The sequence below is a fragment of the Halobacteriovorax marinus SJ genome (assembly GCF_000210915.2).
Lineage (GTDB): Bacteria > Bdellovibrionota > Bacteriovoracia > Bacteriovoracales > Bacteriovoracaceae > Halobacteriovorax > Halobacteriovorax marinus.
Window position 1 is genome coordinate 3,290,302 of record NC_016620.1, and the last position, 14,728, is coordinate 3,305,029.

At 39.3% G+C, this 14,728-nt stretch carries 9 protein-coding genes; all 9 read right to left on the minus strand.

Going from position 1 to position 14,728, the window contains the following annotated elements:
* Positions 1 to 58: 58 nt before the first annotated feature.
* A complete protein-coding gene (tuf, locus tag BMS_RS15760; protein WP_014245821.1) occupies positions 59 to 1,249 on the minus strand; it encodes an elongation factor Tu in 1,191 nt (396 codons plus the stop codon).
* A gap of 43 nt (positions 1,250 to 1,292) precedes the next feature.
* The gene (fusA, locus tag BMS_RS15765; RefSeq protein ID WP_014245822.1) at positions 1,293 to 3,377 is read right to left on the minus strand and encodes an elongation factor G; all 2,085 of its coding nucleotides are present in this window, start codon (positions 3,375 to 3,377) and stop codon (positions 1,293 to 1,295) included.
* Between the two features lie 85 nt (positions 3,378 to 3,462).
* Positions 3,463 to 3,933 carry a 30S ribosomal protein S7 gene (gene rpsG / locus BMS_RS15770; RefSeq protein ID WP_014245823.1) on the minus strand — a complete coding sequence of 157 codons (471 nt, stop codon included), beginning with the start codon at positions 3,931 to 3,933 and terminating at the stop codon, positions 3,463 to 3,465.
* A 79-nt stretch (positions 3,934 to 4,012) separates the two neighbouring features.
* Positions 4,013 to 4,387, minus strand: coding sequence for a 30S ribosomal protein S12 (rpsL, locus tag BMS_RS15775; protein WP_014245824.1), 375 nt, complete (start codon positions 4,385 to 4,387; stop codon positions 4,013 to 4,015).
* An 83-nt stretch (positions 4,388 to 4,470) separates the two neighbouring features.
* Positions 4,471 to 8,598 (minus strand): DNA-directed RNA polymerase subunit beta', encoded by a 4,128-nt coding sequence (gene rpoC / locus BMS_RS15780; protein WP_014245825.1) that lies wholly within the window; start codon positions 8,596 to 8,598, stop codon positions 4,471 to 4,473.
* Positions 8,599 to 8,643: 45 nt separating this feature from the next.
* Positions 8,644 to 12,771 (minus strand): DNA-directed RNA polymerase subunit beta, encoded by a 4,128-nt coding sequence (rpoB, locus tag BMS_RS15785; protein WP_044557723.1) that lies wholly within the window; start codon positions 12,769 to 12,771, stop codon positions 8,644 to 8,646.
* A gap of 157 nt (positions 12,772 to 12,928) precedes the next feature.
* Entirely contained in the window at positions 12,929 to 13,294 is a 366-nt protein-coding gene (rplL, locus tag BMS_RS15790) for a 50S ribosomal protein L7/L12 (protein WP_014245827.1), read from the minus strand.
* A gap of 53 nt (positions 13,295 to 13,347) precedes the next feature.
* Positions 13,348 to 13,908, minus strand: coding sequence for a 50S ribosomal protein L10 (rplJ, locus tag BMS_RS15795; RefSeq protein WP_014245828.1), 561 nt, complete (start codon positions 13,906 to 13,908; stop codon positions 13,348 to 13,350).
* A 92-nt stretch (positions 13,909 to 14,000) separates the two neighbouring features.
* Entirely contained in the window at positions 14,001 to 14,708 is a 708-nt protein-coding gene (rplA, locus tag BMS_RS15800) for a 50S ribosomal protein L1 (RefSeq protein ID WP_014245829.1), read from the minus strand.
* Positions 14,709 to 14,728: the final 20 nt, after the last annotated feature.

Below are 14,728 nucleotides of genomic sequence, written 5' to 3' on the forward strand. Positions count from 1 at the left end.
TTGATTTTTCTTATTTTTGTATCTCGAACCGAGAACCTTATTAAGGTTCTCTCTCGATCTACTCTACGATCTCAGATACTGTTCCAGCACCAATCGTTCTACCACCCTCACGGATTGCGAACTTAAGACCTTTTTCCATTGCGATTGGAGTAATTAACTCTACGTCGAATGAAGTGTTATCACCTGGCATGATCATCTCTGTTCCAGCTGCTAACTCGATCGCTCCAGTAACGTCTGTTGTTCTGAAGTAAAATTGTGGTCTATATCCCTTAAAGATTGGAGTGTGTCTTCCACCTTCTTCTTTAGAAAGAATATAAACTTCACACTTAAACTTAGAGTGTGGAGTTACTGTTCCTGGCTTAATTAAACACTGACCACGCTCGATCTCTTCTCTTTTAACACCTCTTAAAAGAAGACCTACGTTATCACCTGCTCTACCTTCGTCAAGTAACTTTCTGAACATCTCAACACCTGTTACAGTTGTCTTAGTTGTTTCTTTGATACCTACGATTTCTACTTCTTCGTTTACCTTAACGATACCTCTTTCAATTCTACCTGTACAAACTGTACCACGTCCTGAAATTGAGAAAACGTCTTCTACTGGCATTAGGAAGTTCTTATCAATATCTCTTTCTGGAGTTGGAATATACTCGTCAACTTGTGCCATTAGCTCAAGTACTTTGTCTTTTCCAATTGCATCGTCTCTCATCTCAAGTGCTGCAAGCGCTGAACCTGCTACGATTGGAAGATCGTCACCTGGGAAGTCATAAGAAGAAAGAAGTTCTCTTACTTCCATCTCTACTAGCTCAAGTAGTTCTTCATCATCTACTTGGTCTACTTTGTTTAAGAATACTACGATCGCTGGTACACCAACCTGTCTAGCAAGAAGGATGTGCTCTCTAGTTTGTGGCATTGGCCCATCTGCCGCTGAACATACTAGGATCGCTCCGTCCATCTGTGCAGCACCTGTAATCATGTTCTTTACATAATCGGCGTGACCTGGACAGTCTACGTGAGCATAGTGACGATTAGCTGTCTCGTACTCAATGTGAGAAGTATTAATTGTAATCCCTCTCGCTTTTTCTTCTGGAGCAGAGTCAATCTCGTCGAATTTTCTAACTTCTCCACCCATTGCATTTGCAAGTGTGATTGAAATTGCTGCTGTTAATGTTGTTTTACCGTGGTCAACGTGCCCAATCGTACCAATGTTTACGTGGGGCTTACTTCTGTCAAAAGATTCCTTTGCCATTTTTAATTCTCCTAAATTTCGTAAAAAATTTTTTTACTTAATATTAAATATAGATACCTTTCTTTTCTAAAATTTCTTTTGCCATTTCTCTTGAGAGGTTTTCGTACTTACTAAAGTTCATCGTAAAACTTGCTCTCCCTTGAGATTTAGATCTCAGGTCAGTACTATAACCAAACATCTCTGCTAGTGGTACTTCCGCTTCAACAACTTCTTTATTTTGCTTTGCGTTCATTGCCAACACTTTTCCGCGCTTCATATTAATATCTGAAATAACATCGCCAGTGTAATCGATTGGAGTTACAACCTCTAAAGACATTAACGGCTCTAGAAGACCAATACCTGCACTCTGACATGCCTCTCTAAACGCATTTGAAGCTGCAATTATATATGCAACTTCTGACGAAGACTCTTCACTATACTTTGCCTCTAAGAGAGTAACCTTGATATTGATAAACGCGTATCCCGCCATTGCACCACCCGGGGCCGTATCACGAATAGACTTCTCAATTGCGTCGATAAATTCCTGAGGAAGATCTCTCTTAGTCAACTCAGTGAAGAATTCAATTCCACCCTGACAATCAACTGGCTCAACCTTCAGCTTCACATGACCGAATTGAAGTTTACCTCCGTGCTCTTTATCAAAAGTATTCTCACCAACACCTGCGGCAAGCACACTTTCTCTATAAGATACTTGAGGAGCTCCGACTCTAATTCCAACTTTAAATTCTCTTTCGAGTCTGTCAGCAATAATCTCTAGGTGCAACTCTCCCATACCAAATATGAGTAACTGACCCGTTTCTTTATTATTATTAAATGTGAACGAAGGATCCTCTAGCTTTAGTCTAGAAAGAGAGTCCATTAATTTTTTCTCATCTGCTGTCGTTTTTGGCTCTATTGCAATCGAAATTACAGACTCAGGAAAGTCCATTAAATCATAAACAATCGGTTTATGATCCATACAAAGAGTTTCCCCTGTAATCGTCTCTTTAAGCCCAGATACGGCAACAATATCACCTGCTTTAGCTTCCGCTAATTCAGTTCTCTTATCTGCATGCATCTGAAGAATTTTTGTAATTCTTTCTTTTTTCTTCTTATGCGGATTATATATAGTTGCACCTTGCTTTAAAGTTCCGGAGTAAATTCTCACGTAGTGAAGCATCCCTACAAAAGGATCAGATGCAATTTTAAAAGCCAGTCCACTGAAGAGATCTTCTTCCGAAGGCTTTCTTGTATCTTCTTTTTCAATATCCTTTGCACTATGTCCTTTAATTTCTCCTCTATCTATAGGAGATGGTAGGTAATCACAGATCGCATCCAATAAAGGCTGAACACCTTTGTTTTTAAATGCTGATCCACAAAGTACAGGAATAAAATCATCATTAATTACTGCAGATCTAATAGCTTCTTTAATCGTAGTGATTGTTATCTCTTCACCACCAAGATAAGCCTCTGCCAATTCATCGTCATAATCACAAAGAGCTTCAATAAGCTCCTCTCTGGCCATCGTAGCCTCATCACTTAGATCACTTGGAATATCTTGCGTATCAACAGTTGCACCTAAATTATCATCTCCAAAAAAGAGAGCTTTCATTTCAATTAAATCAATCATTCCTTGAAATTCTTCAGCAGAACCAATTGGAATTTGAATGGCCGCAGCCTTCTTACCAAGTCTCTCTCTAATTTCTTCAACACAATTTTGAAAGTCTGCGCCGACTCTATCCATTTTATTAACAAAGGCAATTCTTGGAACTTTATACTTATCGGCCTGAGCCCATACTGTTTCAGATTGTGGCTCTACTCCAGATACAGCATCAAAGACACCTACGGCACCATCTAAAACTCTTAGCGCTCTCTCCACTTCAATAGTGAAGTCTACGTGCCCTGGAGTATCGATGATATTGATATTTTTCTTATTCCACATACAAGTTGTTGCAGCAGAAGTAATTGTAATACCCCTCTCTTGCTCTTGAACCATCCAGTCCATAGTCGCTGCACCATCATGCACTTCACCTATCTTATGGCTTTTACCTGTGTAGTAGAGAATACGCTCAGTTGTCGTAGTCTTTCCTGCATCGATATGCGCCATGATTCCAATGTTTCGGATATTGTCGATTTGAGTTGAGCTCATATTCCCTAAGCCTTTTACTAAAAATGGCTTCCTAAGTTTGAGAACCTAGGAAGCCATAAAAATTGCAATTAGAATTTAAATTATATTACCACTTAAGGTGAGCAAATGCCTTATTTGCTTCAGCCATTTTGTAAACGTCTTCACGTTTCTTAACAGCTCCACCTCTACCTTGAGAAGCATCGATGATTTCATCTGCTAACTTCTCCATCATTGTCTTACCACCTCTGTTCTTAGAGTACTCTCTAAGCCATCTAAGTGCTAAAGACTGACGTCTGTTAGGTCTTACTTCTACTGGGATTTGGTAAGTAGCACCACCAATACGACGAGACTTAACCTCAACCGCTGGCTTAATATTTGAAAGTGCTTTCTTAAATACTTTTAATGGCTCTTCGCCTGTTTTCTTTTCTACGATGTTCATCGCACCGTAAAAGATTTTTTCTGCTGCAGATTTCTTTCCGTCTAACATTAAGCTGTTTACACATTTAGAAATCACTACGTCTTGATACACTGGATCTGGAAGAACCAGTCTAACAGGAGCTCTACGTTTTCTACTCATAAAAACTTCCTCTTCAACCCGCTAGGGATTTACTCTGACCGACCGTGCGGCCAGTGATTAATAACAATTTGCTAAGCAATTACTTCTTAGGCTTCTTACAACCATACTTTGAACGTCTCTGTCCTCTTTTATCAACACCTGTTGCATCAAGAGCACCACGAATAGTATGGTATCTAACACCTGGAAGATCTTTTACTCTCCCACCTCTTAAAAGAACAATACTGTGCTCTTGGAGGTTGTGACCTTCGCCACCGATGTAAGAAGTCACTTCGAATCCTGAAGTCAGCCTTACTCTACATACTTTTCTCATCGCCGAGTTTGGTTTCTTTGGAGTTGTTGTATAAACTCTTGTACAAACCCCTCTACGCTGAGGACAAGCAACTAGGGCAGGAGACTTAGTCTTTGTCTGCTTATCTGTTCTACCTTTTCTAATCAACTGGTTAATCGTAGGCATTACCCACTCCTTCTACTACTATCGCAATTTTAGCTAATTCAGCCAAATTGATGTATCACACCAATTTGGCCAATTCAAGTTTTTTATACCATTAATGTAACAGATTCCTCTACTTTTTCTGTCTCTTCCTCTTCTACCACGGCCTCAAAGTCGCGATATTTCGAAATACCAGATCCAGCAGGAATCAATCTACCCATAATTACGTTCTCTTTCAGCCCTCTTAGAGAATCTGACTTCCCTTCTAAAGTTGCTTGAGTAAGAACTTTTGTTGTCTCTTGGAATGAAGCCGCAGAGATAAATGAGTCTGTAGTTAATGACGCCTTAGTAATACCAAGTAACATTGGTCTACCTTCAGCTGGCTCATAACCATCAGCAATCATTTGCTCGTTTACTTCTTCAAATTCACCTTTAGTTACCGAATCACCAACAACAAAGTTAGTATCTCCAGCATTTAAGACTTCGATTTTCTTAAGCATTTGAGAAACAATTACCTCAATGTGCTTATCATCGATCTTAACACCTTGGAGACGGTAAACTTCTTGGATCTCGTCAACAATGTAACGAGCAAGAGCTTTAATACCCATAACTCTTAGAATATCGTGTGGGTTAGAAGGACCATCCATAATTGCTTCACCAGCACGGATATAGTCACCTTCGTTAACGATCACATAACGACCTTTTGGAACAGAGTAAGTTACTGGCTCACTTCCGTCTTCTGGCCTAACGATAATTCTTCTATTACCTCTAAGCTCTGGACCAAACTCAATTGTACCTGACACATCAGAGATTTGAGCAGCGTTAGCAGGCTTTCTGGCCTCGAAAAGTTCTGCAACTCTTGGAAGACCACCGGTAATATCTTTTGTCTTAGTTGTTTCACGAGACAATTTAGAAAGAGTATCTGCTGCACCAACTTCTTCACCGTCGTTAACCATAATATTGGCACCAACTTGAAGTCTATATGTAGCATGTCTCTTCGTTCCTGGAACAACAATTGGATTTCCGTTTTCATCAACAATTGAAATTCTTGGTTGAAGAGATGGGTCCTTAGACTCTACAACAATCTTCTGTGTTAAACCTGTTACTGCATCAGTTTGCTCATTAATTGTCGCACCTGCAATAATATCTTCAAATTTAACTGTACCCTTAACTTCAGTAAGAACTGGAATTGCAAACGGGTCCCATTCGATAATTGTATCACCAACGTTTACTGCTTCACCTTCTTTGAAGAAGATTTTTGCACCGTAAACTGCTGGGTATCTTTCTTTTTCAGATCCACGAGCATCTTTAATAATTAGCTCACCAACCTTGTTCATTACAACCATTGAACCATCAGCTTTAGTCTCAACAGTAACATTCTCATAAGAAAGCTCACCGGCTGTTCTAATCTGAGTCTTGTTAACTTGAGCACCTGCAGTTGCAGTACCACCAACGTGGAATGTACGCATCGTAAGCTGTGTACCAGGTTCACCAATTGACTGAGCAGCAATAACACCAACTGCTTCACCAATTGAAACTTTATTACCTCTCGCAAGGTCACGTCCAAAACAGTCCGCACAGAAACCATGTCTTTCTTTACAAGTTAAAACAGATCTAACTTTAATCTGATCCACATCACGCTCTTTAAGAGTGTCCATGTCTTTCTCAGTTAGAAGGTAGTTTCTTGGGAAAATTTCTTGTGCTTCACCATCAACGATAGGAGCTGCTGTTACTCTACCCATTGCTCTTTCAGCAACGTGCTCAACAATCTCTCCACCTTCAATAGTTGAAGTTAAAGTAATACCGTCTTGAGTACCACAATCAAGTCCTCTAATAATACCATCTTGAGCAACGTCAACAAGTCTTCTAGTTAGGTAACCAGAGTTTGCTGTCTTAAGTGCAGTATCGGCTAGACCTTTACGCGCACCGTGTGTTGAAGAGAAGTACTCGAGAACCGATAGACCTTCACGGAAGTTTGAAGTAATTGGTGTCTCAATAATTTCACCAGATGGTTTTGCCATCAGACCACGCATGGCCGCTAGCTGTCTCATCTGCTGTGCAGAACCCCTTGCACCAGAGTTTGCCATCATATAAAGAGCGTTAAATGAAGGAGCGTGAATATCTTCTTCACCATCAACATCACTTGTAAAAGTATCTGTTGAAATTCTCTCAAGCATAACTTTAGTTAGGTTCTCACCTGTCTGCGCCCAAACATCAACGATCTTGTTATATCTTTCACCGTTTGTGATTGAACCTTCGTTATATTCTTCAGTAATTTTTGAAACTTCTGAATATGCTTCATCAAGAATAGAAACTTTCTCTTCTGGAATTGTCATATCGTGTACGTTAATCGAAATACCTGCTTTCGTTGCTTGGAAGTAACCAAGTCTCATTAGAGAGTCAGCAAGTAGAACTGTATCTTTTTCAGATCCAACTCTGTAGGCCTTATCAATTAAAGCACCAAGTTCTTTCTTACCTAGAACCTTGTTTACGTCTTCATACTTAAGACAAGATGGAATCGCATCGTATACGAATGTTCTACCAACACTTGTTTCAATTAGACGACCCTCAACTCTAACTTTGATTGGAGCTTGAAGGTGTAGGTTACCTGAGTGGTACGCGAATTGAGCTTCTTCTTTAGAAGCAAATACTTTCCCGTATCCTCTAGCGTAAGGACGAATTCTCGTCATGTAGTAAAGACCAAGTACAATATCCTGAGAAGGAACAATAATTGGAGATCCATCTTTAGGAGAAAGGATATTGTTTGTAGACATTGCTAGAATTCTACACTCAATCTGTGCTTCTAAAGAAAGAGGTACGTGAACCGCCATCTGGTCACCGTCGAAGTCGGCGTTAAAGGCCGTACATACTAGTGGGTGAAGTTGGATCGCTTTACCTTCAATAAGAGTTGGTTCAAACGCTTGAATACCAAGTCTGTGAAGAGTAGGTGCACGGTTAAGAAGAACTGGGTGCTCTTGAACAACTTGCTCTAAGATATTCCAAACTTCTTCTTTTTGCTGATCAACCATTTTCTTAGCAACTTTAATAGTTGTACAGTGACCAAGCTCAATTAACTTGTTGTAGATAAACGGCTTGAAAAGTTCAAGGGCCATTAGTTTTGGAAGACCACATTGGTGTAATCTTAACGTTGGTCCAACAACGATAACAGAACGACCAGAGTAATCAACACGCTTACCAAGTAGGTTTTGTCTGAAACGACCTTGCTTACCTTTAAGCATATCTGAAAGTGATCTCAATGGACGCTTATTTGCTCCAGTGAAAACCTTTCCTCTTCTACCATTATCAAACAGAGCATCAACTGCTTCTTGAAGCATTCTCTTCTCATTTCTAATAATGATTTCTGGAGCATTTAGTTCCTTTAGTCTCTTTAGACGGTTATTTCTATTAATAACTCTTCTATAAAGATCGTTAAGGTCAGAAGTCGCAAAACGTCCTGCCTCAAGAGGAACAAGTGGTCTTAAATCTGGTGGTAATACTGGAATAACATCCATCATGAACCACTCAGGCTTATTCTCTGACTTTAAAATAGACTCAACAACTTTTAGCCTCTTAACAATTTTTGTTCTGGCCATTTCTGTTGTAGCAGCTTTAAGTCCTCTTCTAAGCTCTTTATTATCAAGGTCAAGATCTACTTTTCTAAGCATATCTTTAACAATCTCTCCACCCATTCCAGCTTCGAATTCGATACCTTGCTCTTTAAGCTCATAGTACTGTTGTTCAGTAATAACTCTACCAACTTCTAGACCACCATCTTGTCCATCAGTTGCTGAAGCAGTAACGATGAATGCTTCATAGTAAAGAACCTTTTCAAGCTCTTTAAGAGTTAAGTTTAAAAGTGCACCTAAACGTGAAGGTAGTGAACGTAGGAACCAGATATGTGCAACTGGAGCAGCAAGCTCAATGTGTCCACATCTCTCTCTTCTTACTTTTGAAAGTGTAACTTCAACACCACACTTTTCACAAACAACACCTCTGTGCTTCATTCTCTTATATTTACCACAGATACATTCGTAATCTTTTACAGGTCCAAAAATTTTGGCACAGAAAAGACCGTCTCTTTCTGGTTTGAAAGTTCTGTAGTTAATTGTTTCAGGCTTTTTAACTTCTCCAAATGACCATTCACGAATTGTGTCAGGTGAAGCCATCTTTACAGATACTGCCTCAACGCTAATCGGATCTTTTGGTTTGTCAAAAAAGTTCAGTAAGTCTTTCATGCCTAATCCTCAATATGTCCCCGAGCTTTTACTCGGGGATAAAAATTAATTAAAAAATTCTTCTTCAGTAGTTTCGTCTAACTTAACATCAAGACAAAGAGCTTGTAGCTCGCGAATAAGTACGTTGAATGACTCAGGAAGACCTGGCTCAAGTACTTGCTCACCTTTTACGATCGACTCATACATTCTTGTACGTCCAATCACATCATCTGACTTAACTGTTAAGAACTCTTGAAGAGTATATGCAGCACCGTATGCTTCTAGCGCCCAAACTTCCATTTCCCCAAGTCTCTGACCACCGAACTGAGCCTTACCACCAAGTGGTTGCTGAGTTACAAGTGAGTAAGGACCTGTAGATCTTGCGTGAAGTTTTTCATCTACAAGGTGGTGTAGCTTAAGCATGTACATCGCTCCAACAGTTACATCTTCTGCAAAAGCATCACCTGTAATACCGTCGAATAATGTTGTCTTACCATTCTCCTCTAGGTCTCCTAGAGCAAGCATTTGTCTAATCTTCTCTTCTTTAGCACCGTCAAATGCTGAAGTTGAGAAACGAACACCTGTAGCTAATTGGTCTGCAACAGCTCTTACTTCTTTATCGGAAGCTTTCTTGAGCCAGTTTTTAACTTCTTCTGTCTCGTAGATCTTGTAGATATAATCCTTAATCTCGGCCATCTCTACTTGATCTTCAATAAGAGCTTTCATTTTCTCACCTAGACCACGACCGGCCCAACCAAGGTGAAGCTCTAGAAGCTGACCAATATTCATACGAGATGGAACCCCTAGAGGGTTAAGTACGATCTCGACAGGAGTACCGTCTGCAAGGAATGGCATATCTTCTTGTGGAAGAACGTTAGAGATAACACCTTTGTTACCGTGACGACCGGCCATCTTATCACCAGGCTGAAGCTTTCTCTTGATCGCTACATAAATTGTAACTTTCTTAATTACTCCAGGAGGTAACTCATCACCTCTATGGTGCTTAGCAATTTCGTCGTTAGCTTTTTGGCGAACTCTATTGATTCTATTTCTAACATCTGCGAAGTATTCACTTAATCTTTCTTCAAGCGCTGGCTCTAATGGTAAGTAACCAATAAGCTCAAAAGGAATCGAAGCAAGAACTTCACCTGTTAGCTCAGCTCCTTTCGGAAGAAGTTCAGATGAACCATCTTCAGAAACTAGTCTATCAGTTGTTTTTGCACCTTTAAGCATTTCAGCAATCTTTAAAATTGAAGAAGTTTGAATTGCTTTAATTTCAATTCTCTCATCTCTTCTAATTAAAGTTGTTTCTTGCTCAATGATTTCCTTAGATCTTGCACAAAGCTCTACACCTTCTCTTGTGTAAACTTTTGCATCAATAACAGTTCCACGAACTGATGATGGTGCTCTTAAAGAAGTATCCTTAACATCTCCAGCTTTATCACCAAAGATTGCTTTAAGAAGTTTCTCTTCCGGTGAAAGTTGAGTCTCACCTTTTGGAGTAATTTTACCAACAAGAATATCACCTGGCTTAATGATAGCACCTACTCTAATAATCCCTGCTTCATCAAGATCTTTTAAAGCCTCTTCAGAAACGTTTGGAATATCACGAGTAATTTCTTCTTTACCAAGTTTTGTATCTCTAGCTTCAACTTCATAACTTTCGATATGAACAGAAGTGAAAACATCTCTTGCAAGTAATCTTTCGTTAATTAAGATCGAATCTTCATAGTTGTAACCACCCCATGGCATGAACGCTACAAGAACGTTTTGCCCAAGAGCAAGGTCACCTAAGTGAGTACCAGGACCATCAGCAATAACCATTCCTTTAGAAACGACATCACCTTCTTTCACTAGTGCTTTTTGGTTGTTACAAGTATTTTGATTTGTTCTTTGGTATTTAACAAGTTTGTAAATATCAACACCAGATTGACCTTCATCAAACTTATCTCTTTGAATAACAATTCTGTTTGAGTCAACAAAGATAACTCTACCAGAATGCTTCGCAAATAGAATTGCACCCGAATCTCTAGCAACAGTACTTTCGATACCTGTACCTACGATTGGAGCATCAGTTCTAACAACAGGCACGGCCTGTCTCATCATGTTCGATCCCATTAGGGCACGGTTGGCATCATCGTGCTCAAGGAAAGGAATTAATGATGTTGCAATCGAGATCATCTGCTGAGGCGAAACGTCCATTAGCTCTACTTGATCGTTTGGTACAAGTGTAAATTCACCAGCCGCACGAGAAGGAACGTGTTCACCGTCAACTTTTCCATCAACGATATGGTTATTATCAATCTGAGCAATAACTTTTCCTTCTTCTTCAAAAGCTGTGAAGTACTTAGCTGCCCCTAATGATAGATCTTCATTTACTGTCTGGTATGGAGTTTCAATAAATCCATATTCAGAAACTCTTGCATATGTAGCAAGTGAAGTAATTAGACCAATATTCGGTCCTTCTGGAGTCTCAACCGGACACATTCTACCGTAGTGAGTAGAGTGAACGTCACGAACTTCGAAACCTGCTCTCTCTCTAGTAAGACCACCTGGCCCTAGAGCTGAAAGACGTCTCTTGTGAGTTACTTCAGAAAGTGGGTTTGTCTGATCCATAAACTGTGAAAGCTGAGAAGATCCGAAGAATTCTTTAACTGATGCTGATACTGGTTTTTGGTTTACCAGATCGTAAGGCATCATAGTTTCGATTTCTTGGATAGCCATTCTTTCTTTAACAGCTCTTTCCATACGAACAAGACCAACTCTAAATTGGTTCTCAAGTAGTTCACCAACTGCACGTACTCTTCTGTTACCAAGGTGATCAATATCATCAACTTTACCTTTACCATTGTTGAGTTCAACAAGGTATTTAGCCGTCATGATAATGTCTTCTTTAGTAAGAACAGTATTTTCAACTGGAACATTAAGACCAAATTTATAATTAATTTTCATACGACCAACTTTCGAAAGGTCATACTTCTCTTCGTTGAAGAATAAGTTATCAAATAACTGTTCTGCAGCTTCTACAGTCGGTGGCTCACCTGGACGTAGTCTTTCAAAGATTTTGATAAGTGCAGTATCTCTTGTATCTGTTTTATCTAAAAGAAGAGTATTTCTTACTTGGTCACCAAAGTTAATCATATCAATATAGATTACTTTTACTTTAGTAATACCAGCAGCGATTAGTTCTTGAATCTTTGCTTCTGAAAGTGCTTCGTTAGCAAGGCAAAGAACTTCACCTGTATTTTCATCAAAAATATCTTCCGCAGCAACTTTTCCAATTACTTCTTCTAGCTCAGCAGAAATTTCAGTAATTCCAGCTTCGTTTAATTTCTTAACAGAAGCTTTAGTGAATTTCTTCCCTTTCTTAACAAGTGCTTTTCCAGAACTTGGATCAAGAATGTCATTTAATGCTCTTGTTCCAATCATAAGAGAGAAATCAAGCTCTCTAGTGAAAGTAGCGTCCTTGTTGATATTTAACGTTTCCATCTCATAGAACATTTCTAAAAGATCTGTCGTTGAATATCCCATCGCCTTAAGAACTACAGTTGCATGTAATTTTCTTTTTCTATCGATTCTCGCGAATAGAACGTTCTTGTGATCAAACTCGAAGTCTAACCATGAACCTCTATGTGGAATAATTCTAGCAGAGTAAAGTAATTTACCACTTGAGTGCTTCTTACCTGAGTCGTGCTCAAAAATAATCCCTGGAGATCTGTGAAGCTGAGATACGATAACTCTCTCAGTTCCGTTATAGACAAATGAACCTGTCTCAGCCATTAAAGGGATGTTACCTAAGTAAACTTCCTGCTCTTTAATAGAAGATACAGTTCTTTGCTCGTTTCCGTCTTTATCTACGTTTACTTCGTAGAATACTAGACGAACAACCACTTTAAGTGGTGCTTCATACGAAAGGCCTCTTTGTCTACACTCTTTAACAGAGTACTTAGGCTCTTCCAAAGTATAACTAACAAATTCTAATGAAACTGTTTTGTTGAAATCGTGAATCGGGAAAACAGAGTGGAATACTTGTTGTAAACCAACCATTTTTCTCTGTGCCGGTGGCACATCTTTTTGTAGAAATTCTTCAAAAGATTTCAACTGAAGATTCATGAGTGGTGGTGTCTCAAGTACCGTTGGAGCTGTAGAAAAACTCTTTCGATACCATTCATTCGGCTTAAAAACCTCAGTCATTTGATGTCTCCTAGAGAGAAGAAGTATATAAAAAATCGATTTAAAATTATTTTTTTTGCCAAAATGCAAAAAGGCGTGAAGACGCGTCCGTCTTCACACCGTTTATTTTTTTAATTCTTAAAGACTTAAGTCTTTAAAAGTTGAACAAAGTAAGTAATTACTTAAGTTCAGCTTTAGCTCCAGCAGCTTCAAGTTTCTTCTTGATTTCTTCTGCTTCAGCTTTCTCAATACCTTCTTTAATTGGCTTCGGAGCACCTTCAACAAGTTCCTTAGCTTCTTTAAGACCTAGTCCAGTAATTCCTCTAACTTCTTTAATTACGTTGATTTTCTTTGCACCAGCGTCAGTTAGCATTACAGTAAATTCAGTTTGCTCTTCAGCAGCTGCACCAGCAGCAGCACCAGCTACAGCAACAGGAGCTGCTGATACACCAAATTTTTCTTCTAATTCTTTTACTAGGTTTGCTACGTCTAAAACAGACATTGCAGAGATGTGTTCGATAAGTTGTTCGTTTGTAATTGACATATAAAACTCCTAAATTTTTTAAAAATAATAATCAATAATAATTTGTTAACTTTTTACTCTTCAGTTGCTGTTTCTTCAGCAGCCGGAGCTTCTTCTGCAGCCGCTTCTACTGGAGCTGGCTCTGCACCTGATTCTTTCTGCTCTTGAATAGCAAATAGCACTCTTGCTAATGCTGAAATAGGAGCATTGAAAGTAGCTAGTAATGTTCCTAGCATTTCATCAAGTGATGGTAAATCTGCAAGAGCTTGAACTTCTTGGATAGAAAGAACTTTTCCATCTAGAATTCCGCCTCTTAGTTCTACCATTTCGTGTTTCTTTCCAGCTTCTTTTAAAGCCTTTGCAACACCCGGAGCATCTTCAAATGCAAATGCTACCGCTTGTGGACCTTTAAGGTTAGAAAGCATTTCTTCTGCTTCCGTTCCCTTAGACGCAAGTCCAAAAAGAGTATTTCTAGTTACCACTAGCTTCCCGTTGGCCTCTCTAATTTCTTTTCTTAGAGCTACACCATCGTTTGAAGTCATCCCGATAACATTTGTAAGAAAAATACCCTTCGCATTCTCGATATCACCTTTAAGTGAATCGATAATGGCGCCTTTCTCTTCTCTGGTTAACATAAAACCTCCAAATTGGTTAATATTAGGAGGGAGTTTCGGCTGGATTTACACGCTCAATCCCTTGAAGGCGTAACCTGCTTTCTTCAACCCTATTATTTCGCTATACTTAGCGCTTCTAAAGTATCTACTTTAATTCCTGGTCCCATAGTCGAGCTAAAAGTTAACGTCTTTAAGTACGTTCCTTTTGCTGAAGATGGCTTAGCCTTAACAATTGCAGAAACAACTGCTTCAATGTTTTGCTTTAGCTTGTCTTCTTCGAATGAAACTTTTCCAACAGGAATATGGATAATACCATTCTTCTCAGTACGGTACTCAACTTTACCTGCTTTTTGCTCAGCTACGGCCTTCGCAACGTCAGGAGTAACAGTTCCAAGTTTTGGGTTAGGCATTAAACCTCTTGGCCCTAAAACTCTACCGATTCTACCAAGTTTCCCCATCATGTCTGGAGATGCAATTACTCTATCAAAGTCAAGCCAACCACCGGCAATCTTTTGAACGATATCATCACCACCTGCGAAATCAGCTCCCGCTTCTTCTGCAGCTTTGATTTTATCACCTGAAGTAATAACACAAACTCTAACGTCTTTACCTGTACCAGCAGGAAGAGCTAAAGCACCACGGATCATTTGATCAGCGTGTCTTGGATCAACACCAAGGTTGAATGCTACGTCAACAGTTGCATCAAAAGAAACATAGCTTGTTTCTTTTGCTAACTTAATAGCTTCTTCAATTGAATATAATTTTGTACTGTCTACCTTAGCAGCAGCTTCTAAATACTTTTTTGACTTTGTCTTAGCCATGATAACACCTCATTGGTTCT

Coding starts and splice junctions, on each gene's coding strand:
- tuf (WP_014245821.1), bottom strand. CDS start 1,249: ATGGCAAAGGAATCTTTTGACAGAAGTAAGCCCCACGTAAACATTGGT.
- fusA (WP_014245822.1), bottom strand. CDS start 3,377: ATGAGCTCAACTCAAATCGACAATATCCGAAACATTGGAATCATGGCG.
- rpsG (WP_014245823.1), bottom strand. CDS start 3,933: ATGAGTAGAAAACGTAGAGCTCCTGTTAGACTGGTTCTTCCAGATCCA.
- rpsL (WP_014245824.1), bottom strand. CDS start 4,387: ATGCCTACGATTAACCAGTTGATTAGAAAAGGTAGAACAGATAAGCAG.
- rpoC (WP_014245825.1), bottom strand. CDS start 8,598: ATGAAAGACTTACTGAACTTTTTTGACAAACCAAAAGATCCGATTAGC.
- rpoB (WP_044557723.1), bottom strand. CDS start 12,771: ATGACTGAGGTTTTTAAGCCGAATGAATGGTATCGAAAGAGTTTTTCT.
- rplL (WP_014245827.1), bottom strand. CDS start 13,294: ATGTCAATTACAAACGAACAACTTATCGAACACATCTCTGCAATGTCT.
- rplJ (WP_014245828.1), bottom strand. CDS start 13,908: ATGTTAACCAGAGAAGAGAAAGGCGCCATTATCGATTCACTTAAAGGT.
- rplA (WP_014245829.1), bottom strand. CDS start 14,708: ATGGCTAAGACAAAGTCAAAAAAGTATTTAGAAGCTGCTGCTAAGGTA.